Raw genomic sequence first — 25,916 nt, 5'->3', positions numbered from 1 at the left:
ACTGGAAATCTAACCTATACTCCCGCTGCAGATGCTAGTGGTAGTGCGACGGTAACAGTAAGTATTTCTGATGATGGGGGAACTGCTAACGGTGGTGATGACACTTCTGATGATCAAACGTTTACCATTACTGTGAACTCCGTAAATGACGAACCTAGCTTCACTGCGGGTGCGAATGAAACCGTTAACGAAAATGCAGGAGCGCAAACCGTAAACGGATGGGCAACAGCATTAGATGATGGAGATACTGATGCAGTACAGACATTGAGCTTTAATGTGTCAAATGACAATAATTCACTATTTAGTGCACAACCAGCTATTGATGCAACTGGAAATCTAACATACACTCCTGCTGCTAATGCTAATGGCAGTGCGACGGTAACAGTAAGTATTTCTGATGATGGCGGAACTGCCAACGGTGGTGATGACACTTCTGATGATCAAACATTTACTATTACGATAATTGCCCCTACTCCAACAATAGCAATTGGAGCACCTAGTGCTACAGGTACAAGTACAGGACCTATTACTTATACAATAACATATACAGATGCAGATGCAGTAACTTTAACTACTAGTGATATATCTCTAAATACTACTGGAGATGCGACAGGCTCCATAACTGTAACAGGATCAGGAACGGATACAAGAATAGTAACAATTAGTAGTATTACTGGTGATGGAACCATCGGAATTTCTATTGCTGCAGGAACTGCAAGTAATACTGCTGGAAATACCTCATTAGCTGCTGGACCAAGTGCTACTTTTAATGTAGATAATACCGGTCCAACCGGATTTACTGTTAGCATTGATCAGACCGTTATAAACTTAACAAATGAAACAGGAATTGATTTTACTTTTGGTTCTGCTGAAGTTGGAGCTACATATAATTATTTGTTTGAAAGTAATGGTGGTGGTACCAATGTAACTGGTTCAGGAATCATTGCTACTGCTACAGATCAAATCACTGGAATAAACCTAAGTGGATTAAATGATGGGCTAATTACATTAATAGTTACTCTAACTGACGCTCTTGGTAATACTGAAAGTGTATCTGCTGTTGACGTTAGAACTAAGGACACTTTACAACCAACCGTTACTATTACCTCATCCGAAAGCCCTGGACCTACTGATGCCAGTCCAATTCCAGTAACCATTACTTTTTCTGAAAGTGTAACTGGATTTGAGATAGGCGATCTTATAATATCAAACGGAACAGCAGGCAACTTTGCAGGTTCGGATAATATTTACACGACAGACATAACACCTTCTGGAGCAGGACCTCTGACTATTACAGTGGATGTTAATGCAGATGTTGTATTGGATAGCGCAGGAAACGGAAATACAGCTGCAACTCAATTTAGTATTAATTTTGACAGTACATTAGGTGTACAAGATGAAATATTGGCAAATAGACTAGCTATTTATCCTATACCATCCAGCAACATCATTAATATATCTGGAGAAATTAGTTTAGCTATAAAGCGTGCTGATATTTTTGATATTCAAGGAAAATTAGTTCTTTCTCAGAAACTGAATGCAAGTAGTATTATCAATACGATTGATATTTCTTCAATTCGTTCTGGTTTCTACTTAATGACTATACATTCTGAAACAGGATCAGCAACTAAAAGAATTATTAAGCAGTAAACACACTTTTAATATCGTATTTAAAAAGTCGAGGTAAAACCTCGACTTTTTTATATTCAAGAATTTAGGGATCAGAAAAACAGCGCTCAAATGATGTATGTGCAATAGTAAAAGCATGAAAACTGGATCGAATAAGAATGCATTAATATAAACAAGTATTTCTACCTATTTCCTTAAGCTCTGATTCATAGTATCTTTGAACTATGATAACAGCTATAATGGCCCCAAACAAAAAAAGTAATATTATGATGAAAGTAATTCCGATTGCCGTATTGGTAATCATATTGATCGCTCTAGGTATGAATATTTACCTATTATCGAGATTTGTGCACTTTACATTCCAGTTCTAATAGCCTCTACAGGATCTAATCTAGCAGCCATCCAAGCTGGAAAAATACCTGCAATCAAACCTATTAAAGTAGACCAAAACATTCCCCAAAACATATTGGAAGTAGAAAGTATAAATTCGAAATCGCCTGTCATACTAGAAGCTCCTTTTGAGATTAACCAAACCAAAATCAGTCCTATTAAACCTCCAAAAACTGCAAGTATCACAGCTTCAAATAAAAACTGAAGTAAAATAAATTTCCTTTTAGCTCCCAATGCTTTCTGGATTCCGATAAGATTTGTTCGCTCTTTTACACTTACAAACATAATATTAGCAATACCAAAACCTCCTACTAAAAGGGAAAACATACCTATGAATCCTCCTATGTTAGACATGGTTCCTGTAATATTATCAATAAAATCAGTAAACCCTTGTAACTGATTTATGAAAAAATCATCAATTTCATCAGGTTTTAAACCTCTATAAGAACGAACTTTTTGAGTTAAGGAAGCCACAAATTCTGGAACATCACTATTAGATTCAGGTTTAATAATAATCATAGGAAACGTAAATTTATTATTATCCCCATAAAGCCTTCTAACAATATTAACCGGCAGTATTGCTGCTGTATCCTTAGAACCTCCAAAGAGACCACTTCCTTCTTTCTTCAGAACACCTATTACCGTAAACTTTCTTCCGTACACACGAACTTTTTTACCAATAGGATCACTTGATCCAAATAAGCTATTTGCTATTTCGTCTCCAATTATAATAACCGGTGCACCTCCAACGGATTCCTGCTCATTATAAAACCTTCCTTTAACTACCTGTAATTCTTCTATATCATAATAATCACTAGTAACAGGTATCATATCTACATTACTAATACTTTTATCATTGTATTTCAAAGTTTCCTGACCTACATTCAATAAAAAACTAGCTGCTCTTAAATCCGGCATAGTTCTTTTCACATATTGATATTCCTCAAAAGTAACATCTGGAAATTGTTCTCTTTTCCAATCAGGCACATCTGTAGGGCCAAACGAAATTCTGGTAAGATATATGGTACTATTATCCAAAGAACTGATACTTCCTTTTATTTCTTTTTCCAAAGAATCAACAGCAGCCAGCACCCCAATGATTGAGAAAATACCAATCGTTACTCCTAACAAAGAAAGAAAAGTTCTTAATTTATTGTTTCTAAGAGCATTAATTGCAAAATTAAAACTCTCTTTTAATACTCTAAGATAGATAAGCATGTGCTATTTTTTGAACAATATAAAGATAGGACGTTTTCCTTATAATTTTGTTACAAAATATCTAAAACAATTACGGATAATGGGTTGTCTAATTGGTAACTAAATTGCTACTTTTGCGTTTTACTAACTAAAAACTGTCATGAGCAACACAAAAACCGCTAAATCCGCATTAATTTCTGTATTCAGTAAAGATGGATTGGCACCTATCGTAAAAAAATTAGATGAACTTGGTATTACTATTTATTCTACAGGTGGTACTGAAAAATTCATAAAAGATCAAGGAGTTGAGGTCATCCCGGTAGAAGATGTTACTTCATATCCTTCAATTCTTGGTGGTAGAGTAAAAACTTTACACCCTAAAGTATTTGGTGGAATTCTAAATCGTCAAAATAACGATAGTGATGTTGCAGAACTTGAACAGTATGAAATTCCGCAGATTGACATTGTCATTGTTGATTTATACCCTTTTGAAAAAACAGTTGCTTCTGGAGCTTCGGAGCAAGATATCATTGAAAAAATAGATATAGGAGGAATTTCTTTAATTAGAGCTGCTGCTAAGAATTTTGCTGATGTAACCTGTGTAGCTTCCGTTGACGACTATGCAGAGTTTTTAGAAGTTATTTCTGAGGGCAATGGTAGTATTTCTCAGGAAGATCGTAAACGTTTTGCTGCAAAGGCTTTTAATGTTTCTTCGCATTATGACAGTGCTATTTTCAATTATTTTAATAGTAATCATGAAATCGCTTCACTTAAAATCAGTGAAACCGAAGGAAAGGTATTACGCTATGGAGAAAATCCACACCAAAAAGGATTTTTCTTTGGAGATTTTGATGCAATGTTTGACAAACTACACGGTAAAGAATTATCATATAACAACCTTCTTGATGTAGATGCAGCTGTAAACTTGATGAATGAATTTAAAGGAGAAGCACCAACTTTTGCAATCCTTAAGCACAACAATGCATGTGGATTAGCGCAGCGCGTTACAGTACATCAGGCATATGTAGATGCATTAGCAGGTGACCCTGTTTCGGCTTTTGGTGGAGTACTCGTTAGTAATTCTGAAATTGATACCGCTACGGCAGAAGAAATTCACAAATTATTCTGTGAAGTAGTAATCGCTCCTTCTTATAGTGATGAAGCTTTAGAAATTTTAAAAGGAAAGAAAAACAGAATCATTCTGATCCAAAAAGATATTGAGCTACCAAAAACACAAGTGCGTTCTTGTCTTAATGGAGCTTTAGTACAAGATAAAGACTTAAAAACTGATGCTAAAGAAGATTTAAACACTGTTACTAAAGTAGCTCCAACCGATGCGCAGGTAGAAGATTTATTATTTGCTTCTAAAATCTGTAAGCATACCAAATCTAACACTATTGTATTTACTAAAGGAAAGCAATTGTTAGCAAGTGGAACAGGTCAAACATCTAGAGTTGATGCTTTAACACATTCTATAGAAAAGGCAAAATCATTTAATTTTAATCTTAACGGAGCGGTGATGGCGAGTGATGCATTCTTCCCGTTTCCTGATTGTGTGGAACTTGCAGACAATGCCGGAATCAAAGCCGTAATACAACCAGGTGGTTCTATAAAAGATCAATTAAGTATAGATTACTGTGATGCAAACGGAATTGCAATGGTAATGACCGGAACACGTCATTTTAAACATTAATTTTAGTACATTTACTCAATTCTAACCCTTTTTATTGTTTTATATGGGATTTTTCGACTTCTTTACTGAAGAAATTGCTATAGATTTAGGTACTGCGAATACCTTAGTTATTCATAACGATAAAGTGGTGGTCGATAGTCCATCTATTGTTGCTCGTGATATTGTTACTGGAAAAATAATTGCTGCTGGTAAAGAGGCGGCAATGATGCAAGGAAAAACACACGAAAATATAAAAACCATTCGACCGCTTAAGGATGGAGTAATTGCAGATTTTGATGCCAGTGAAAAAATGATAAGCATGTTTATCAAAGATATTCCGGCATTGAAGAAAAAAATATTTACTCCTGCGCTACGTATGGTTATCTGTATTCCTTCTGGAATTACAGAAGTAGAAATGCGAGCCGTGAAAGAAAGTGCTGAGCGTGTTAATGGTAAAGAAGTATATCTTATCCACGAACCTATGGCGGCGGCTATTGGTATTGGTGTCGATATTATGCAGCCTAAAGGAAACATGATAGTAGATATCGGTGGAGGAACAACTGAAATTGCTGTAATTGCTCTGGGAGGAATCGTTTGTGACAAATCTGTAAAGATTGCAGGAGATGTTTTTACGAACGACATTATATATTATATGCGTACACAACATAATTTATATGTAGGTGAACGTACCGCAGAAAAAATAAAAATACAAATCGGAGCAGCAACAGAAGATCTGGAATTACCGCCGGAAGAAATGAACGTTCAAGGACGTGATCTTCTAACAGGAAAACCAAAACAGGTACAGATTTCGTTCCGTGAGATCGCAAAAGCTTTGGATAAATCAATTCTTAGAATTGAGGATGCAGTTATGGAAACACTATCGCAAACTCCTCCTGAGCTTGCCGCGGACATATATAATACCGGAATTTACCTAGCAGGTGGAGGATCTATGTTAAGAGGACTTGATAAAAGATTGTCTCAAAAAACCGATTTACCGGTTTACATTGCTGAAGACCCATTAAGAGCGGTAGTTAGAGGAACAGGAATTACTCTGAAAAATATTAATCGTTATAAGAGCGTATTAATTAAATAATAGTTTTCAGAAAATTATAATTAGAATATACCTAAAATCTATTTTTTACGTTATTCTCCTTTGATTGTTTTTAATTATGTCAAAAACACTATTAAAAATAACGAAATCATTATTTTTAGAATTTAGTACCTCATAACCCATGCAGCAGATTATCAATTTTTTAATACGGAATAAAAACTTCCTATTATTTCTGCTTCTACTATTTTTATCTCTCATTCTAACCATACAATCGCATAGTTATCATAAGAGTAAATTTATAAGTTCTACAAATTTCCTTACAGGTGGAGTTTATGGATGGAGATACTCTATAAATAATTATTTTGGACTTAAAAGTGAAAATGAGCGTTTGCTACAAGAAAATGAACAACTCCGAAATCAAATAAGTTGGCTTACCGCAGACACCATTGCCACAAAGTATATAGACACTACATCATTTAATAAGCCTTTTACTTTCATAAAAGGAAACGTATTTAGGAATGATTACAGTAAAATGGACAATTACATTTTAATCAATAAAGGAGAAAAAGATGGAATTGAGGAGGATATGGGAGTTATTACTGATAAAGGTATTATTGGTATTGTAGAAAACACTTCAAAAAACTACAGTAGAGTTATTTCTATTTTAAACAGCAATTCCAAAATTAATGCTGGTTTAAAGAATTCAAATCAATATGGGTCGTTAGTCTGGAATGGTAAAGACCCTAACATTGTACAATTAGAGACAGTGCCCAGGCAAGCAATTTTACAAAAAGGAGATACAATCATTACCAATGGTCGCTCAACGATATTCCCACGCGGGATAGGAATTGGCACTATACTAAATTATAAGTTAGACCAAAATCAGAGTTATTTTTTAATTGATGTTCAACTATTTAATGATATGACCGATATTGGCTTCCTATACGCCATAAAAAGTAATGATGTTTTAGAAATTAAGTCTTTAGAAAATCCAAAAATAGATGAATAACAACGTTCTTTTATATATTGGCAGATTCTTTAGCTTGGTTTTGGTTCAGGTTTTCATTCTCAATCATATTAATTTTCTGGGATACCTCAATCCATACATATACATTATTTTTATATTATTAGCTCCAATTAATATAAACAAAAGCTTATTCCTTTTCCTTAGCTTTATTCTGGGGCTTACGGTAGATATGTTTGGTGACTCTGGAGGTGTTCACGCCACAGCGTGTATCGTTATAACCTATATACGTCCGGTAGTCCTAAGGTCAGTTTTTGGTTTAAGCTATGAATTTCAAACCGTCAAGCTAAGTAAAGTTGGTTTTGGGCAACGATTAGCGTATGTTACCTTAATGGTTTTCATGCACCATATTATACTTTTTTCATTAGAAATATTTAACTATTCTCATACACTATTAATAGGAAAAAAAACGTTATTTTCTAGTCTATTCTCCATCATCGTAATTATGTTGGTTTTGGTATTGTTTAGAAGAAAAGATTCATGAGAAAATTATTACTTTATCTTATTATAATGAGCACTGGTATTGTTTTTGTTGCCAGACTCTTTTATCTGCAAATTTACAACACTTCTTTTGCTGCTCTCTCTGATGATAATGCTATCAAAGTATTATACGATTATCCTCAACGAGGAGCAATTTATGACAGGAATGGTAAACTTTTGGTAACCAATCAACCCTCGTATGATGTTATGGTAATACCAAGAGAATTAAAGCCTTTTGATACTTTAGAGTTTTGTTCTATCCTTAAAATAACAAAAGAGAAGCTTGTAAAACAATTGAATAAAGCCAGAGTGTATTCTCCTCGTGTTCCTTCTGTAGTTATCCCTCAGTTAACAAAAGATGAATATGCTTATTTACAAGAAAAAATGCGAAAATTTGATGGATTTTATATTCAAAAACGTTCTCTAAGAGATTATCATACAGAAAGTGCTTCGAATGTATTAGGATATATTGCAGAAGTAAATGATGGATTAATTAAAAAAGATCCATACTATCTATCTGGAGATCTTATCGGAATGCAAGGTGTTGAAAAGCAATATGAAAATGAACTTAGAGGACTAAAAGGGATTAAACGTATTCAGAAAGATAGATTTAACCGAGATATTGGCCCCTATAAAAACCGTAAATATGATACACTACCTGTTAATGGAAAAGATATAGCCATTACTATTGATGAAGAACTACAGTCGTATGGACAAAAGCTAATGGAGAACAAACGTGGTGGTATTGTAGCACTCGAACCATCAAGTGGAGAGATTTTAGCATTAATTACTGCTCCAAGTTACAAACCTGAACTCCTTGTTGGACGAAAAAGATCCCCTAATTTTACACGATTATATTATGACACTATAGCCAAACCTCTATTCGACAGAGGAGTTAAGGGAGAATATCCGCCAGGATCTCCATTCAAAGCAGTAACTGCATTAATTGGATTACAAGAAGGAGTTGTAAATACCCAGGAAAGTTTCTCTTGTTATCATGGGTTTCGATATGGAAAAAAAGCCAAGCTTGGATGCCATTCTCATAGAAGCCCTCTTAATATGATCCCAGGCATAGCACAATCCTGCAATGCTTATTTTGCGAATGTATATCTCAGAACAATTAACAAATATACGACTCCACAAAAAGGTATTGAAAATTGGAGAAAACATGTAGAAAGTTTTGGATTTGGTAATTATCTAGGGAATGATTTATCAAGTGGTAATAAAGGTTCGGTTCCTACTGCAGAATATTACAATAAAGTATCCAATTATCCTACATACAAGTGGTATGCAACTAGAACAATTTCCAATGCAATCGGTCAGGGAGAAGTACTTGCTACTCCCATACAATTAGCCAATATGACCGCTGCAATTGCCAATAGAGGCTATTATTTCACACCACATATCATAAAAGCAATTGATGGGCAACCAATACAAGAAGAAAATTTTACCAAACCAAAATATACCACAATCAATAAAGAACATTTTGAGCCGGTAATAGAAGGTCTACATCAAGTATACACCCAAGGTACCGCTTCATTATTACAGGTAGAAGGAATAGATATTTGCGGTAAGACAGGAACCGCTGAAAATTACACCAAGGTAGATGGTAAACGAATGCAATTAACGGATCACTCTGTTTTCATTGCTTTTGCACCAAAAGATAATCCTAAAATTGCTCTTGCAGTCTTTATAGAAAATGGGTATTGGGGATCTCGATATGCCGGAAAAATAGCAAGTTTATTGATTGAAAAACACCTCAAAGACTCTATTAGCAGAACAGATTTAGAGGATTGGGTTTTAACACATAGCCTTGAAGAAGAATATGCAAAACCATATAGCGGCGAACCTTTTAAAATCAATCAATAATGGCTAGATCAACTATTGTAGCCATAGATTGGTTGACTGTACTTCTATTTTTATTATTAATTGGTTTTGGATGGGGCAATATATATTCCGCCTCTTATGGTGATGAAGTTTTCTCTTTGACTGATTTTTCTCGACCTTACGTAAAACAATTATACTGGATCGCCCTAAGTGTTATAATCATAATTATTACACAAGCTATCGAAACCAAATTTTATGAACGATTTGCCGGTTTAATTTTCGTTATATCCATCGCTTCACTTCTAGGGTTGTTTTTATTCGGAAAGAATGTTAACGGTGCTACTTCATGGTATGCTTTCGGACCTGTAGGATTGCAACCATCAGAATTTGCGAAAGCTGCTACTGCATTAGCTCTGGCTAAATTCTTAAGTGATATGCAAACAAATATCAATTTGATTAACCATCAGCTAAGAGCATTCTTAATTATAGCGTTACCGGCGTTGATTATTATACCTCAGCCGGATCCTGGAAGTGCATTAGTGTATGCTGCATTTTTCTTTCCATTATATAGAGAAGGTCTGGCAGCTACCTATCTAATTATTGGAGCATCTGCCGCTGCCCTATTCATACTAACTTTATTATTTACCCCTTTATGGGTAGTTCTTGGCATTGGAGCCGTTATGCTACTAATTCTAATTAAAAACAGGAAACAAAAACCAAGATACTCCAGATATTTGCTGACTATTGTTGTAATTACAGGATTTTGCTTTTCTGTAAACTATATTTTTAATAATGTTTTCGAACAAAGGCATCGAGATCGTTTTAATATTGTTCTGGGAAAAGAAGTAGATTCTAAGGGTATTGGCTATAACACAAATCAAAGTCAAATTGCTATTGGTAGTGGAGGATGGACCGGAAAAGGGTGGAAAGAAGGTACACAAACTAAAGGTGGTTTTGTACCGGAACAACATACAGATTATATTTTTAGCACAGTTGGAGAAGAGTGGGGTTTTCTTGGCGCATCCACAGTGATTATACTATTTATCGGCTTGCTTATAAGACTTCTCTATTTAGCAGAACGACAGAAATCTCAATTTAGTAGAGTGTATGGATATAGCGTAGTAGGTATTCTATTTGTACATTTTGCCGTAAATGTAGGGATGGTTACAGGCTTACTTCCTACAGTAGGAATCCCACTTCCGTTTTTTAGCTATGGTGGCTCAGGATTATGGGGATTTACACTACTCCTTTTCATCTTTATTAAACTTGATGCTAACAGAGTTAACGAGTGGTAGCTATTAGAATTTCCAGGCGTTCTTATTAGAAGACGCTTCAAGTTTATTTTCTATAGTATCTGGTAATTCGTGGAAAAAATCAATCCCCGTTAGTTTTTCGATACTGTCAGTAGTAACAACAAAATCTTCTAATGGTTTATCCGTATCATTATGAGGAATCAAAAATGCTATCATTTTTGAGTTTTGAGAGTTCTTATTGAGAATCACTTTATAAAAATATTTCGGTACAGAAACCGCTTCGTAACCAATTGTCTTAAGATCATCCGTTAAAACTCCTCCAGTTACCACATAAACACCATCATACTTACTTGCCCAATACCTAACTTTTTGTTCTAAATTATTCCAAACACCTGCATTAAATTGGTGATTCTGAGGAGAAATATTAGATGTAAGAAAAGTTTCTTCAAAAGCATCATACGAAAATCTCCTGTCTCCCGCAGGACATAGATGCCCTCTGTCATATCCTGAGTTTTTATAGTTTCTCCAATCTGCCGAAGAAGACCTTACCTTATTGTCAACTTCAAAAAACGGTCTCTTGAATTCATTTTTGACTAGATGTTCTTTTTTTAATTCATAAGCTACCCATTCTGGTTGCTCATGTTTTTCGGAATACGATAAAGAGTAATTATTATGCGACACTACAATATTTGTTGTGGATGTTGGAAGATAAAAAAAGCTCAGTTCTTTATTTTTACCTATCCGTTCAGTTGCATCTTTCATATCAGTTGCATCTATTTTTTTTTCTATGTAATAGAAGCCAACGGTAACAATAAGAACCAATAACGGATATATAAACTTTCTTTTCAAATTTCGGTTTTTTTATAATTATTACTAATCAATTCACAAAAGTATCAAAATCAACCTATATTCAGATACGGTTTATTTTTTTTAGACTATAATTAATCAGGAAAACTACTATCAACTATTGAATGAAGCGTAAAGTGTAGAGCAAAATCAAACTTTAACACAAATTAAGTGTTAGGTTTTTGGAGTGTTTTGATAAAATTCAAAACCCTGAATAGCAGGTTTTTAAGATGAAAAATTAACATAAATAAACTCTAAAATTACGGTTATTCCATTTCTATTTTATGTAGTATCCTCGTCGAGTATACGTTTTAAAATTTCTAATTTAGAAGGCTTTTAATTTTGAAAAATAATTTTTCAAAATATCTGATACAAAGAAAAATCAGCATATAAGTTGATATGGGGCGATCAACTTTTATAGTATCTTTATCAGAAGTTAAGCACACGAAAACAAAATCATCTTAAAGGATACATGAAAAATAACATTGAAAATATAGTTGAAACTGTTTTGATTCAGAATAGGATCAGCAACTACGACAAAAAGGATTTAGAATTACAATTACAGATACATCCTAATTATCCGAGTTTTCAATCTATTACGGATACACTGGATTATTTTAATATTGATAATATTGCTGTAGAAGTTCCTATAGAAGCTTTAGACCAACTCCCTAAAAGTTTTGTTTCATTAGTAAAAAAGGATACCTCAGAGGAGATCGTTTCTGTCATTAATAAAAATGGAAGTATTCAACTGAAACATTCGGATCTTGAGAATACGAAGTTTACCTATGAAGAATTTAAGAAAATATGGGTTCCTAAGGTAATAGCCGTAGAGCATAATACTGGAAAGAGTGCCATTTTCTCAAAAGAATCTCTTATCCAGAATATTCTGTTTGGAGCTCTGTTGGTAAGTTCAATTGTAGCCTTAGTATTTAAACCATTTGATCTTTACCAAATACTATTTTTATTATTATCAATTTCTGGAGTTATTTTTAGTCTTTTTGCCGTTAGAGAAAGCCTAGGCATACAGTCCAATACTATGCATCAGTTTTGTACATCTGTAGGGAATTCTAACTGTGGAGATGTAATTAATAACAATACAGGAAAATTGTTTAAGAATTTTTCATTAGCAGATGCGAGTATTGTATTTTTTGGTATTCTCACTATATATCAACTATTTTATGGCTTTGATAGTACCTTATTATTGCCAACACTTATCGGAATTCCATTTATTGTGTATTCCATATATTCTCAAGCATTCATTATAAAAAAATGGTGTGCAATATGTATTGCTATCAGTACTATATCTACTGGTTTAATTGTAGTTGCTTTACTTGGTCTTTCTTTTGAGTTTGCCTTAGTATCAATTGCTGCTTTTGTCATGGTTTCCGCATTGGCTACATTAGGTTATATGCATGTAAAAGAAAATATGATCGAGAATAAAGATTACAAAAGTGACAATATAAAACTTAATCACTTTAAGCGTGATAGACAGATATTTGATCATTTATTAAGTATATCTGATAAAATAGAAGATAATACTTCAATTACAAATGAAATTGTCTTAGGTAACCCTAATGCTAAATTTAAGATTATAAGTCTAACCAATCCGATGTGCGGCTACTGTAAAGGTGCTTTTGAAGCATACACTCGCGTACTAAGAACGATGAGCGAGCAATTACAAATCATTATACGATTGAAAGTATCATTAGATGATCTTGATAATCAAGCGACTCAGATAAGTTTACGATTAATGGAGATATATCGCGATAACGGATCTGATAGTTTTATTAATGCATATAGCGAATGGTTTAATGATAGGACTTTTAGTACTTGGATAAAAAAGTATGGAACTCCAAAAAACAGCGAACACCATATTGAAGTCCTTAAAAATCAATCCGAATGGGCAGAAAAGAATAATTTATTCTATACCCCCGCTTCTCTTATAAATACCTCTATATATCCTAAAAAGTATAGTTATGATGAGTTTTTTCACTTTACTAGCATGATGATTGAAAATCAAAATGAGCATGATTATGAAATAGAAGAAAAATCAGTGGGTGTTTAATTAAAATCCAATCCAACTTAAATCGAATTATATGTTATCAAAAATTCTAGCAGTAAAAGGTGTTCACGAACTGAACAAAAAGCAACAAAGATCGGTTAAAGGAGGTATTACACTTCCTTCATCAGATGATTGCGGATGTATTGTTATGGGACGTAACGGATATCTTGAAATTATCGCAGTATCCTGTAGCAGCACATGCCCTGATGGCACTGATCCAATTGGTGGTTTAGGGTTCTAAACACTTAAGGGTTTCCTAAACCCAGAAAAGAAACTTTTCTTTTAAGAAAAGTTATATTACGAAAAGAAGTATTGTATACTCTTTTTCTTCACACACTCACTCAGATATTTCCCCGAATGTCTTTAAACTTTCGGGGGGTATTTTTTTTAACTCTTAAACCTATAATTATGTTACAATCAATTCTAAACCTTACCAAGGTTAAAACATTAAACAAAACACAACAAAAATTAATTTCTGGAGGTTATATACCTACCTTAGAACAATTCTGCTGCGGACCTCGTTCTCAGGGATGGTGGCTTCAGCACTACCCCTTTTTAGGCAATGACCCATACTATACTTGCAGTGACGATGTATGTAATGGTGGTGGAGCTTGGTAAGCTACAATTCTAAGCAGAAAATATTTTCGAAACCCTTAAATCAGGAAATAGTTTAACCCCAATACCAATTGATTAAGTAAAACGTAAACTGTTTTGTCTTCTCAATAATCAATTCGATTATAGTGAAGAATGTCGGTGTGGTTTTTCATTGCCATACTTATTGGATTTACTCCTTTTCAATATCAAAACTTTAAAAACAAATTAATTATGTTAAACGATTTTTTAGAATTAAACGGAATCAAGCTTCTTAAAAAAGAAGATCAAAAATCAATTAATGGAAGTAGTTCAGGATGTCCTACAGAGTGCATTACTGATAGTAATTGTTGTCCCGGAAAAATTTGTGTAGGTTGTATTTGCACGTATCCGGGTGGGCCTTATTAAGCCAATAAAGAAGACATTGATATTATCTAATAGAAACTCTTAAAACCTAAAAATCATGAATCAAATTCTGCAAATTAGAAAAGCAAAAACACTAAGTAAAAAAGAACAACACTCGGTGAATGGCGGCTTCGGTGGAGGCATCATTATTTGTACTATGGAGACCGATGGACAAACCTGTTACGACACTCCTTCTGGCAATCCTGGTACATGTATGGAAGGTGTTTGTTATGATTGCTAACATTACCGAAGTAAGTACATTTACTTCTCTTGTTAGAATGCAATATTTTTCAATATCAAAACTCAAAAAACCTAGAAATTATGAAACAGATTAAAAAGTTAGAAGGAGCTAAAACGCTCTCTAAGAAACAACAACAGGATATAACTGGCGGAGTATACATTCTTGCTAAAAATCAAAATAGAAGACGACGTTGCGATCCAGCACTAAGTTGCTGCTATCATAATGGATATACCTGGGTACAAGGACCTCCTTGTTTCTAAAAAGTTATTCGTTTTGCTGTATAACAAAACATAAGATTTTAGAAAAGGATTAAATCAATGATTTAATCCTTTTTTTCTTCTTTTGATATTTTGACTTGGTAATTTTATTTCGGTATTAGTCCACAACTAGTAACAATTCTTTTGCTTTGTTATAATTAAAATTAGTGGAATCACTGACTATATTAGAAAGTGTTTTTTTTAATTCAATCTTATCATTCATCTTTAAATATATCAGGCTTTTATACCATAAAGCCTTAGACTTATCTAAAGAATCAGAATACAACAGTTTATCAAAACTACTTAGTGCTTCTTTTGTCTTATCCAATTCAAGATATGAAATTCCTATGTAACTATATATTAACGGATCACTATTTTCTTTTAAATAATCTTCAAAAAAAGTGACTGCTTTTTCATACCTCTTAGCTTTAAAAGCGGTAATCCCATTATTCAAAAATTCATTTTGCGAGCCTCTTTTAACTATAGAAGGCAGATCATTTTCTGTATAATATTTTGAGTACAACTTAGTCGTAGACGAATTTTGATTAAAAAAAACAGTAGATAATAATACAATTACAAAAACGCCAGCGATAGAAGCAATGAGTGATCTTCTTCTTGACCAATACTGCGATTTTTTATACCTTTTTCCTGCAGCACTTATACTAGATTTTATTTCATTAGCTTCATTACTCTTAATGTAATCTTCTATATCATTTCTTGCCTGTTTGTTTTTAGTTTCCTTCAGAGAAAGCCAGCTTTCCTTATTTAAATGATGATTAATTTCATTGACTAATTTCACCTCCTTTTGCAACTCTATATCCTCTGACATCATTAGGTCAAACTGTTTTTGCTCTTCAGAAGTCATATCGCCGCCTAAATAGGCTTCAATTTTCTTATATATATCTTCGTCCATTATTAACTTAAATCTTGATATTTACTATCTCTTTTAATAAGCTCTGCTAAGCGTTTTTTACATTTAAAAACTTGCTGAAAAGCTACATTTTCTGATGAATAATTAAACTTCTCTACAATTACATCATATGACACTTTATTAAAATAATCTTTTAAAAGTTTCATACAAATATCTGAGAGTTGATTAATCTTTTCCTCGAAAAGCTCCCAACGTTCTTGTTCCAAAATAAACGAGCTATGTTTATTTTCTTCAATTACTAGTTCTATTACATCTGTATTTCTTACCCTTTTTTTTCGTTTATTTAATTCTTTACGCCAAAGATTTTTGCAAACTGTAAATAAATATCCTTCGAATGTAGATTTAATTTCAAATTTCCTAACTTTTAACCTTACAATTAACTGGAATAAAGCATCTTGAAAAACCTCTTCTGCATCCTGATAACTTCCATTATTTTTTCTTACAAAAGATAAAACTGGTTGAAAGTTCTTCTTATAAATCTCATCAATCACAGATTGATCACCAGATAAAAGACCTTCTAAATAGTTTTTACTTGCTAATTTTTGCATTTTCGAAATCTTCTGAGGATATTTATTATTAATATTATCTATAATTTGACTCTAAAGAAAGACTAAACTAACATATTATCAATTCTTTCTATAATTCATTTAGCAAAAATCACTCCTAAAAATGAAAAAACCACAAATTTTCAGGGTAAGAATTTCAATTTGTTATAACTATATTATGAAAATGTATTAATATTTAAATTTTAAAAACTAGTATGAAAACAAAAAAGGTAATTTGGGGATTGTTAATTTCATTAATCACTATAAGCTGTTCTACAGATGATTCCATTGTCGACAAGACACAAAATCTAGAAAACACAATAAACATAACAAATAAGTCTTGGCTTAGTAGCGACACCGTTGGAGAAGGAGGAGAAGAAGAAGGAGAGATACAAGATTACGGAATGCCTTTCGATAATAGTTATGAAGGTCAAGATTTTATCATTGAAGTAATTTATATTACAGAAAATGATGAGATACGAGTAGACGTTCGTAGAAAGTTTTCTGAAAAACATCCGGACTTAGTTCTAGTTCAGGTTGCTACAACAACATCTGAAATAGAACAATGGTTCTTAAAATCGTTAGACGGAAGAACGAATTCCAGGGGAGCTCAGGATTTACCTGAGGAAGATGACGACCCAACACAATCAGATGAGTTTGTATTTGAATACATAAACATACTTTCTGAAATTAGACAAGATCCAAGAATACGTTTACACGAATAGCAAAACTTCATACAAACTTTAAAAATATACTAAATAGATGGCATAAGGGTATATAATTTTTATCTTGGATAAAAATTATATACCCTTTATTTTAATGTCTTTAAGAAGTTATTATTTATTTCTAGTATTTTTTACTTTTTACTTTTTTTCCTACTCTCAAATCACTGCGAACTGGGAAGACATTTTAACATCGGATCTTACTACAGAACAAAAACATATTAAAATTGATTCTTTAGTCCGTTTTTACACAAAACAAGGAAAAGATTCTTTATTGGAACGGATAACGCATAAATATGCTATATGGCATTATAAAAACACTTCTTTAGACCTTGCAATACGTGTAGCGGAGCAATCCTTAGAATTAAAGAAAAAAATAACTCCTACTAACCCTTTATTAATTCAGCATGGATTAAAAAACCTTGGGTTTTTCTCTTATAAACAAGGCAATTACTCTAAAAGTATTTCATATAATGAAGAGATAATTTCTATTAATTCTAAAAACGATTATGCTGCAGATGCATATTCTAAATTAGGGAGATGCTATACAAATACTTACGATTATCATAATGCTGTAGTTCATTTTGAACTAGCAAATTCCTTATTTTGGGATGATAAAGATTATAGGAGCATTGTGGCCAATGCGATTAATTCTGGTAAGCTATATATAAAAATTGGTACTGTAAATAGTTTAAAAAAAGGAATTGAAAATGCTTTAATCGCAGACTCCTTATCATTACAAATTAAATCAAGAGCAACGACGAGATACAATCTAAAAATAATTTTAGGTACACTTTATAATCAGGATGATAATCTGAACACGAAAAAAGCTTCTTTCTATTATGATCAAGCTTTATCTATAGCAAAAGATCTTAAGGATTCAATCTTAATAGCAAAAACTTACGAACTTAAGGGGAACCTTTACAATACTGTAGACCAGGATTTAGCAATTCAATATCATCAAAAAGCTATTCGAAACTTTACAAAAAATGACTCTGTGTCTTTGGCGATAAGCATTTCCAATATTGGATTTTGTATGGTTGAGCAGGAGAAATTTAAAGAAGGGTTTGAGCATTATCAAAAGGCCATCAGTTATTTTACAGGACAAAAACTGAATAATCAAGAAGCTTCCTCACAAACAGGTATATTATCCGAAACATTAGATTCATCGCATCTTTTAACAACTCTAGAAGATTTGGCTGACGCGTATTTAAAACATTATCGATCTACAGATGACCAATCATCTCTTGATAAATCAATAAATACATTTTTACTCGCTGACGAAATGATTGATCTTATTCGCATTGAGAGTCAGGAATTTCAATCCAAATTATATTGGCGCAAACATAGTTCTACCCTATATGGGCGAGCAATAGAAGCTTGTTTTCTTGCTGAAGATATCGACAATGCCTTTTACTTTATGGAGAAAAATAAGGCGTTAATTTTAACGGAAGATATATCAAATAATAGACTTAAACAGTCTATTTTACTCCCGGAAAACATTGTAAACAGAGAAATTGAACTTAAGAAAAGTATATACTTACTTAATAAAATAAAAAATAATGGTTCCAATAAAAAAGAGCTCGATGTTATTACCATAAGGACTCTAGATCTTAAAAGAAATCTAAAAACATTACAAGATAGCATAAAAGATATTTTTTCGGACTACTCAAAGTTTAACACTCAATCTTCTCCTATTACCAGCCTTAAATCTATCCAAAAAAAGCTTGATCATCAAACCGTTCTTATAGAATATAACATATCTAGTCATGTTGATTTTAAATCTATTGATAATGATAATAATTATACTCCAATTTATGAAGGAAGTGATTATGGTAAAAAAGAATATTCTAAAGGATACCTTGTCTATATCACTAACAATGAGAGCCATTTTGTACAATTGCCCAATATTGATGACTTAAAAACTACTATTGATTTATTTATCAAAAAAGCTGCTATTCCTTTCGGTACTGAAAAAGATATTGTGTCTTACTCTGAGATTGGATATAAAGTTTTTAAGTACTTGTTTCCGGATAAAAAGATTCAGGAAATTATATCTGGAAAAAAACTAATTATTATTCCGGATAATTATTTAAACTATATTCCTTTTGAAGCATTAGTTACTTCTAACGACTTAGATAAAACACCTAAATATCTAATTGAAGATTCTGAAATCAGTTATGGATATTCAAATTTCTTCCTGAAAAATTCATCACATATTGCTTCCTCTGAAGGTGAAGTTTCTTTTCTGGGTTTTGCACCTGGTAATTTTGACAAATACAACCTAACTCCAATAGAGAACAATAAGAATGAGGTTAATAATATCAATAGCCTATTTTCTGGAGAAGCATTGATCAATGATAATGCTACTAAAGAAAATTTTCTTGCTAAACTAGAAAACCAAAACATCATACATCTGGCAACACATGCTGATGCTTTAGATTCTATTTCGCCTTGGATTGCTTTTAGCGATAATAAATTAGACCTTGAAGAATTATATCTTACTAAAAACCATGCTGATCTGGTAGTGCTAAGTGGTTGCAATACATTACTTGGCAAACAAGAAACTGGAGAAGGAGTGATGAGTCTGGCCAGAGGTTTTTTTCATTCTGGAGCAAAAAGTGTAGTTTCTTCTTTATGGAATGTTGATGATAGATCTACCTCCTATATAATGAACGAGTTTTATAAAAACCTAAAAAATCAACAAACTAAATCACAAGCTTTAAGAGAGGCTAAACTAAAATATATTAGGAATAGTTCTTTATCAGAAAGCTCTCCACATTTTTGGGCTACGTTTGTTTTATTAGGAGATACTAGTCCAATTCAGAGTTACTCTAATGCATCTGTATATTGGTTAATCCTATTATTTCCAATGCTCTTTGCTTTTATAATTATTTATAGAAAACTCAAAAAGAAAGATTCTTAAAAGGAATAAAACCTTACTATCTACTTTAAAAAGCGTATGGAACCTATTTTCAATACACTTGTTCTCATTTTAACACTTTCTAGTGGGTAAGAAATCACAAAACAGATAACTGCTATATAGATGGTCAGTATCCACTTATATGGTTGAACCCATTATTCATCAATCAAAAAACGTTAATCCACAGTATGAAAACAATTGTATTAATCGAAAATGATACTTTTTTACAGACAAATTGTACATCCATAATAAATGGCTCTAAAAGATTTAAAGTAATTGCCAATTTTAAAAACTACGAATCAGCATTACAAAACATCGAAAAATTACATCCCGATATTATCCTTATAGATATGGATATACCGGCTATCAATAGCATTGATTACATAAAACATATTAGAAACACATTTCCTGAAATCAGGATAATTATTTTGACAAATAATCAACAACATAAATTCGTTTTTGATGTACTATCTTCTGGTGTTCGTGGGTATCTAATAAAAAACGACAACCTCCAAATTATTGAGGCCTTAGAACAATTAGAACAAGGTGGTGCTCCGATGAGTACTACTATTTCACGAATGGTTATTGAATCTTTTCAAGATCACGATTTTAAAGAACTTACTAAAAGAGAAAATGAAATACTTAAATTATTAACTAAAGGTAAAAGTTACTCTACTATTGCAGAAAAACTTTATGTAAGTCGTAACACTGTAAAATACCATATAAGAAACATTTACGAAAAACTAAATATTTATTGTAAAGACGAAGCTATAAAACTTGTGAATAGTAAAAAAAGGTATTTAAAAACCGGATGAAATAAAATCTGGAATCCAAAAATGGTTACTATAATGAATTTAATCCTTCAGGAAACCTTAATCCACTAAAAAGAGGCTATTTGAAAGGTATTCAAACAGCTTCTATATATTTACAAATCACTTCTATGACATCTATTTAACCTGCTTTATATTATAATTATTAAAACAATAATCCTAATTTCTCTGGTAATGTTTTACAGAAAAATTACGATTATTGCTATTTTTTTCCGAAAGCATTCTAACCATAATTACTCGTCAGACCCGGTAATACACACCCAAGTGTGACAACATCCTCCAGAACCACATCCTGCACCTCCAGTAAACACTGCCTCACAGAAACCTGAACAATTATGACAAGATCCACAAACATGACCTATACCATTACCTAGGACACTTTTTTTTTCTAAATAATTCAGTTCTTTAATTCCCTTGATTTTTAAAATTTTTTGTAACATAGTTTTAAGATTTAAGTTAATCTCAAAAATAATAAAAATACGTAAAATTCCCCATTAATAAATTGTTAATCATTTATAAATAAGCTGCTTAGACACAATAAAACCTATTGTCCCTTCACATCCAATGCATCTCGTAATGCATTACCGATAAGCATAAATGCCATTACAAGACTCATAATACCTAAACCAGGTATAATTGCCAGGTAAGCTTTCCCTAGAATGATATAAGAATAATGATCTTTAATCATAGCTCCCCAACTAGCCATTGGCGGTTGGGCTCCAATACCTAAGAAACTCAACCCACTTTCTATTAGAATTGCTGCAGCAAAATTGGCCGCAGAAATTACAATTACCGGTGCTAAACTATTAGGCAATACGTGTTTTGTTATTATCCTAAAATGATCATATCCTAATGCTTTTGCCGCAGTTACATATTGCATTTGCTTTATACTTAAAACCTGCCCTCTAACAACCCTAGCTACCTCTACCCACATAGTTAACCCAACAGCAATAAAAACCTGCCAGAAACCTTTTCCTAAGGCTAATGTAATAGCAATAACCAAAAGTAACGTAGGTATAGACCAGGTTACATTAATCAACCACATAATGAAAACATCTACCTTACCTCCAAAATAACCTGCTATAGCTCCTAAAGATATCCCTAACAGTAAGGAGATCAATACAGCGACAAAACCAATCGAAAAAGAAATCCGAATTCCGATGAGCATTCTACTTAATAAATCTCTTCCATATTTATCCGTCCCTAAAATAAAGGTTCGGTTTTTAATAAATTCCTGTTCTATTTCTTCTTTTTGAAAGTGAGTAGGAAAACTTGTGAATTCAATGTTTTTAGTAATTCCCGTAAGCTCTCCTTCCGTATACGGGGTAATTTCTATAGATGCCTCTTTGAAACTATACGCTTCAATAGGGATTTCGGTATCCATGTTTTTTGTACCAAATAATATTCTATTAAGATAAGATTGATCATTTTCAGTTCCTGAAGGTATGGTTAACATCGTTACCGAAAAACCAGGTTCTTTAGAATGAATAGATAAATGCATCTGATTTGCATTCTTAGAATTATCAGGTGCTAATACATATGCCATAATAGCCAATAAAGCACAAATAACGATAAACCAAAAACTCAAAACGCCCCAAAAATTTTTCTTAAATCTTTGGAGCGCTAGCTTTGATAATGAATTTGATTTTGTCTTTTGCATTAAAGCAAATTAATTCTTTATTGTAAGTGGATTTTTTGATTTACGTATGTTGTTGATTTTCATATCTTCAAGTACGCTCAATGCCTCCTCTACATATACATCCTTACTTAGGCTTTGATGCCATCTGTTTCTTTTTTCCTTAAGGATAGAATCTTTTTCCATAAGATCTTTTTCATATGGTAATGATTCAAAAGTAAGATTAGTTTTGTAATCATTTAAGCGTTCAAAACGTTCCGCTTGTTTTTCGTTTAACTCGATATTCGCTTTGTATTCATTATAATTTAGCGAGTATTTATTTATATCTCTCTTTTCTCTTACCCACTTCGCATTTTCTTCAATCAGTTTTAATTGCTCATTAGTTGCCATACGAGCTTTACTATTATTAATAGTTTGATCAAAATCAATATAACCATCCCATAAATCATAATCTGCAGCTGGTATTTTATCCCAAGGAAGTGGATTTTCTTGATCTTTCTCACCAATATCAATGTAACTATAACGATCCGGAACTACTACGTCACTTTTTACTCCTTCTAATTGTGTAGAACCTCCGTTTACACGATAGAATTTCTGAGTTGTTAATTTTAACGCTCCTAAATCTCCAAAATCATTACTACGCATCCATCGATTAAGGTCCATAACATTCTGTACAGTTCCTTTTCCATACGTTTGCTTACTTCCAATGATAATTGCTCTTTTATAATCTTGCATTGCGGCAGCCAAAATCTCTGAAGCGGAAGCCGAAAGTTCATTAACTAAAATAACTAATGGTCCATCCCATAAAACATTTCGATCTTTATCACTTAAAACCTCTGGAGATTCTCCTTTCGTTCTAACCTGAACAATCGGTCCTTTATCAATAAATAAACCTGCAATATCTACAACAGTCTGTAAAGATCCTCCTCCATTATCTCTAAGATCTATAACAAGACCTTCCATATCCTGTTCTTTAAGACGAATAATTTCTTGTTTCACATCTTTCGCAGCATTACGTTGATTGTAATCTTGCATATTAAAATAGAATTTTGGCAAATTGATTATCCCGAAATTCTTATCATTTTTCTTAACCACAGAAGACTTGGCATAGGTTTCTTCTAACTCAACAACGTCTCTCACGATCTCCACATTCTCTATTGTTCCATCAACTTTTTTAACAGTTAAGACAACCTTAGTTCCTTTAGGACCTTTGATAAGACTTACAGCGTCATCAAGTCTCATCCCTACTATGCTTACCGGTTCAATTTCATCTTCTTGTTTTACCTTCATAATGAAATCTCCAACCTCTACTTTATTTCCTCTCCAAGCAGGTCCACCAGAAATAATCTCAACGATTTTTACATTATCATTTTTCTTCTGTAGTCTAGCTCCTATTCCTTCTAACTTACCAGACATGGCAATATCAAAACGATCTTTGTCTTGTGGAGCAAAGTAGTAGGTATGTGGATCAAATTCTTCTACAATAGAATTGATATAGATAGAAAACCAATCTTTTCTCTCTAAATCATCAGCAAACTCAAAATATTCTTTTAACGAAGTTTTTGTCAATTCACGAGACTCTTCTTCTAACACAACAGCAGACTTTCTTTTAAACTCTTTGTTTTTTGTTATAGAATCTACTTGTTCATCAACTTTATCATAATAGCTGGATAATGCATTGAACTTAAGCTGCAATCTCCAGCGGTTCTTCATTTCCTCTTTATTACTAGCATATGACAACTTATCATAATCTGTATTTATATCTTCCTGCTTTTCGAAATTAAAAGGACGTTCTAATATTTCTTTGTACAAAGATCTGGCCTGAGTCATTCTTTGTTGCAGTCTCTCATATGTAAGATTAAAGAAATCGATCTCCTTATCTCTGATTTGATCATCGATTAAAGCTTCAAACTTCTTAAACTCTTCTATATCGCTTTTATAAAAATATCTTTTCAAAGGGTCTAATGCATCTATATAATCAACAAAAACATTCTTAGAGAAATCATCATTAATATCCTTTGCGTCATAATGACCTTTACTTAACACATAACTGATTAAATCAATCAGTATTCGATCTTTATCAGGGTCATTGTCAACTTTTGTTGTAAAGCTACAGGAAGCAGCTGATACAATTATGGTAAGCATCAATACCAAAAAACTCTTTTTCATACGCTCATTTTTAATTTAGGGGTGTTCCTGGCAAAATACATTAAAAATCGTGCCAATATCAGGTAATAATACTAAATTTTTCTTAAAAGAACTAATAATCTACACTACTGATTATGAATAATATATTTAGAATAAAAAAAATGTATTTTTACCAGTGAAAAAAACAATTCTATGTCACAAAGAAAACCGTTGATTTTAGTAACAAATGATGATGGCATTACAGCTCCTGGAATAAGGACTCTGATTAGCATCATGAATGAAATCGGCGATGTGTTTGTCGTGGCTCCGGACAGTCCTCAGAGTGCTATGGGTCATGCAATTACAATAAACAGCACATTATACTGTGATCCTATCACTATTGACAAAAATGCTCCCCAGAAGGAATATAGTTGTTCCGGAACTCCTGTGGACTGTGTCAAAATGGCAACTAGAGAAATATTGAAGCGAAAACCGGATTTATGTGTCAGTGGAATCAATCATGGCTCTAATTCTGCTATTAATGTAATTTATTCTGGTACCATGAGTGCTGCTGTAGAGGCTGGAATCGAAGGGATTCCTGCCATTGGTTTTTCCTTATTAGATTATAGTATGAATGCCAACTTTGAACCTTCTAAGAAGTTTGTAAAAGCAATCGTAGAAAATGTACTTAAAAACGGACTACCAAAAGGTATTGTCCTCAATGTTAACATCCCAAAGTTAGACGAAAAAGATATAAAAGGCATTAAAATTTGTAGACAAGCCAATGCACATTGGGTAGAAGAATTTGATAAAAGAACCAATCCTATGGGAAGAGATTATTATTGGCTGTCAGGAAAATTTATTAATGAAGATAAAGGAGAAGACACTGATGAATGGGCATTACACAACGGATATGTGTCCATTGTTCCTACTCAATTTGATCTTACCGCACATCATTTTATACAAGAACTAAACAACTGGCCATTACATGATTAAGAAAGAAATTCTTATTGGTTTTTTTACGGGAATATTTGCAAATAGCATTGGTATCATTTTATACATTTTATTATTTTCTGAATTAAGTATCTTCGAAACTTTAAAAGCCGCACGAGAAAATAATTTTTTAGGAAGTTTAATTGCTTTAGGAGCGATTCTTAATTTGATAATTTTCTTTTTATTTTTAAAACAAAACAAACCGTATAGAGCACGTGGTGTGCTTCTTGCTACACTTATTGCGGCTGTTTGTATAGCAATTAGTAAATTTAGTTAATACA

The 25,916-nt window shown here is 32.7% G+C and carries 25 protein-coding genes; 18 read left to right on the top strand and 7 right to left on the bottom strand.

The annotated features are described in order from the left end of the window. On the top strand, positions 1-1,650 hold a 1,650-nt coding region (locus Q0910_RS26100; RefSeq protein WP_299223193.1), incomplete at its 5' end, for an Ig-like domain-containing protein. Positions 1,651-1,983: 333 nt separating this feature from the next. Here the strand turns inward: Q0910_RS26100 and Q0910_RS26095 are convergent. Then, the gene (locus Q0910_RS26095; protein WP_299223191.1) at positions 1,984-3,237 is read right to left on the bottom strand and encodes an ABC transporter permease; all 1,254 of its coding nucleotides are present in this window, start codon (positions 3,235-3,237) and stop codon (positions 1,984-1,986) included. A gap of 139 nt (positions 3,238-3,376) precedes the next feature. Here Q0910_RS26095 and purH point away from each other — a divergent pair, with 139 nt between their 5' ends. The 6 genes from purH to rodA all read left to right on the top strand — a co-directional run bounded on the left by purH (position 3,377) and on the right by rodA (position 10,565). Beyond that, on the top strand, positions 3,377-4,909 hold the full coding sequence (purH, locus tag Q0910_RS26090; protein WP_299223189.1) for a bifunctional phosphoribosylaminoimidazolecarboxamide formyltransferase/IMP cyclohydrolase: 1,533 nt from the start codon (positions 3,377-3,379) through the stop codon (positions 4,907-4,909). Between the two features lie 43 nt (positions 4,910-4,952). Beyond that, positions 4,953-5,981 carry a rod shape-determining protein gene (locus tag Q0910_RS26085; RefSeq protein ID WP_118459234.1) on the top strand — a complete coding sequence of 343 codons (1,029 nt, stop codon included), beginning with the start codon at positions 4,953-4,955 and terminating at the stop codon, positions 5,979-5,981. A gap of 139 nt (positions 5,982-6,120) precedes the next feature. Further along, on the top strand, positions 6,121-6,948 hold the full coding sequence (gene mreC / locus Q0910_RS26080; protein ID WP_299223187.1) for a rod shape-determining protein MreC: 828 nt from the start codon (positions 6,121-6,123) through the stop codon (positions 6,946-6,948). Then, entirely contained in the window at positions 6,941-7,447 is a 507-nt protein-coding gene (locus tag Q0910_RS26075) for a rod shape-determining protein MreD (RefSeq protein WP_299223183.1), read from the top strand. Before mreC ends, Q0910_RS26075 begins: the two co-directional genes overlap by 8 nt. Further along, positions 7,444-9,312, top strand: a complete 1,869-nt coding sequence (mrdA, locus tag Q0910_RS26070) for a penicillin-binding protein 2 (protein WP_299223181.1) — start codon at positions 7,444-7,446, stop codon at positions 9,310-9,312. The genes Q0910_RS26075 and mrdA overlap by 4 nt, the downstream gene beginning before the upstream one ends. After that, a complete protein-coding gene (gene rodA / locus Q0910_RS26065) occupies positions 9,312-10,565 on the top strand; it encodes a rod shape-determining protein RodA (RefSeq protein ID WP_299223179.1) in 1,254 nt (417 codons plus the stop codon). Before mrdA ends, rodA begins: the two co-directional genes overlap by 1 nt. 3 nt (positions 10,566-10,568) lie before the next feature. Here the strand turns inward: rodA and Q0910_RS26060 are convergent, their stop codons facing one another. Then, a complete protein-coding gene (locus Q0910_RS26060) occupies positions 10,569-11,372 on the bottom strand; it encodes a DNA/RNA non-specific endonuclease (protein ID WP_299223177.1) in 804 nt (267 codons plus the stop codon). Between the two features lie 469 nt (positions 11,373-11,841). Between Q0910_RS26060 and Q0910_RS26055 the strand changes: the two genes are divergently transcribed. The 6 genes from Q0910_RS26055 (at position 11,842) to Q0910_RS26030 (ending at position 14,931) form a co-directional block, all read left to right on the top strand. Beyond that, complete coding sequence (locus tag Q0910_RS26055; RefSeq protein WP_299223175.1) at positions 11,842-13,437, top strand: vitamin K epoxide reductase family protein; 1,596 nt, start codon at positions 11,842-11,844, stop codon at positions 13,435-13,437. Positions 13,438-13,468: 31 nt separating this feature from the next. Continuing rightward, a complete protein-coding gene (locus Q0910_RS26050) occupies positions 13,469-13,675 on the top strand; it encodes a hypothetical protein (protein ID WP_299223172.1) in 207 nt (68 codons plus the stop codon). Between the two features lie 167 nt (positions 13,676-13,842). Beyond that, positions 13,843-14,052 (top strand): hypothetical protein, encoded by a 210-nt coding sequence (locus Q0910_RS26045; RefSeq protein ID WP_299223170.1) that lies wholly within the window; start codon positions 13,843-13,845, stop codon positions 14,050-14,052. Between the two features lie 207 nt (positions 14,053-14,259). Beyond that, a complete protein-coding gene (locus Q0910_RS26040; RefSeq protein WP_299223167.1) occupies positions 14,260-14,433 on the top strand; it encodes a hypothetical protein in 174 nt (57 codons plus the stop codon). A gap of 55 nt (positions 14,434-14,488) precedes the next feature. Continuing rightward, positions 14,489-14,671, top strand: a complete 183-nt coding sequence (locus Q0910_RS26035) for a hypothetical protein (RefSeq protein ID WP_299223165.1) — start codon at positions 14,489-14,491, stop codon at positions 14,669-14,671. An 80-nt stretch (positions 14,672-14,751) separates the two neighbouring features. Continuing rightward, on the top strand, positions 14,752-14,931 hold the full coding sequence (locus Q0910_RS26030) for a hypothetical protein (RefSeq protein ID WP_299223163.1): 180 nt from the start codon (positions 14,752-14,754) through the stop codon (positions 14,929-14,931). A 115-nt stretch (positions 14,932-15,046) separates the two neighbouring features. Here the strand turns inward: Q0910_RS26030 and Q0910_RS26025 are convergent, their stop codons facing one another. Continuing rightward, on the bottom strand, positions 15,047-15,841 hold the full coding sequence (locus Q0910_RS26025) for a hypothetical protein (protein WP_299223162.1): 795 nt from the start codon (positions 15,839-15,841) through the stop codon (positions 15,047-15,049). A 2-nt stretch (positions 15,842-15,843) separates the two neighbouring features. After that, entirely contained in the window at positions 15,844-16,407 is a 564-nt protein-coding gene (locus Q0910_RS26020) for a sigma-70 family RNA polymerase sigma factor (protein WP_299223161.1), read from the bottom strand. A 212-nt stretch (positions 16,408-16,619) separates the two neighbouring features. Here Q0910_RS26020 and Q0910_RS26015 point away from each other — a divergent pair, with 212 nt between their 5' ends. The 3 genes from Q0910_RS26015 (at position 16,620) to Q0910_RS26005 (ending at position 20,864) form a co-directional block, all read left to right on the top strand. After that, complete coding sequence (locus tag Q0910_RS26015; protein ID WP_299223160.1) at positions 16,620-17,129, top strand: hypothetical protein; 510 nt, start codon at positions 16,620-16,622, stop codon at positions 17,127-17,129. A 94-nt stretch (positions 17,130-17,223) separates the two neighbouring features. Then, positions 17,224-20,052 (top strand): CHAT domain-containing tetratricopeptide repeat protein, encoded by a 2,829-nt coding sequence (locus Q0910_RS26010; protein WP_299223158.1) that lies wholly within the window; start codon positions 17,224-17,226, stop codon positions 20,050-20,052. A 185-nt stretch (positions 20,053-20,237) separates the two neighbouring features. Then, positions 20,238-20,864 (top strand): response regulator transcription factor, encoded by a 627-nt coding sequence (locus Q0910_RS26005; protein WP_299223156.1) that lies wholly within the window; start codon positions 20,238-20,240, stop codon positions 20,862-20,864. 248 nt (positions 20,865-21,112) lie between these two features. Here Q0910_RS26005 and Q0910_RS26000 read toward each other — a convergent pair whose 3' ends face one another. The 3 genes from Q0910_RS26000 to Q0910_RS25990 all read right to left on the bottom strand — a co-directional run bounded on the left by Q0910_RS26000 (position 21,113) and on the right by Q0910_RS25990 (position 24,684). Next, positions 21,113-21,319, bottom strand: a complete 207-nt coding sequence (locus Q0910_RS26000; protein WP_299223154.1) for a hypothetical protein — start codon at positions 21,317-21,319, stop codon at positions 21,113-21,115. A 104-nt stretch (positions 21,320-21,423) separates the two neighbouring features. Beyond that, entirely contained in the window at positions 21,424-22,539 is a 1,116-nt protein-coding gene (locus tag Q0910_RS25995; protein WP_299223151.1) for an ABC transporter permease, read from the bottom strand. A gap of 9 nt (positions 22,540-22,548) precedes the next feature. Beyond that, positions 22,549-24,684 carry a carboxy terminal-processing peptidase gene (locus tag Q0910_RS25990; protein ID WP_299223149.1) on the bottom strand — a complete coding sequence of 712 codons (2,136 nt, stop codon included), beginning with the start codon at positions 24,682-24,684 and terminating at the stop codon, positions 22,549-22,551. Positions 24,685-24,855: 171 nt separating this feature from the next. On the opposite strand from Q0910_RS25990, the gene surE reads away from it, so the two are divergent. Both surE and Q0910_RS25980 read left to right on the top strand, forming a co-directional pair. Next, positions 24,856-25,638 carry a 5'/3'-nucleotidase SurE gene (surE, locus tag Q0910_RS25985; RefSeq protein WP_118459251.1) on the top strand — a complete coding sequence of 261 codons (783 nt, stop codon included), beginning with the start codon at positions 24,856-24,858 and terminating at the stop codon, positions 25,636-25,638. Further along, positions 25,631-25,912 (top strand): hypothetical protein, encoded by a 282-nt coding sequence (locus Q0910_RS25980; RefSeq protein ID WP_299223147.1) that lies wholly within the window; start codon positions 25,631-25,633, stop codon positions 25,910-25,912. Before surE ends, Q0910_RS25980 begins: the two co-directional genes overlap by 8 nt. The last annotated feature ends 4 nt before the right edge of the window (positions 25,913-25,916 follow it).

The sequence above is a fragment of the uncultured Aquimarina sp. genome, from assembly GCF_947495315.1.
In the GTDB taxonomy this organism is placed as follows: Bacteria; Bacteroidota; Bacteroidia; order Flavobacteriales; family Flavobacteriaceae; genus Aquimarina.
This window is presented reverse-complemented; position numbering and strand designations above follow the sequence as displayed.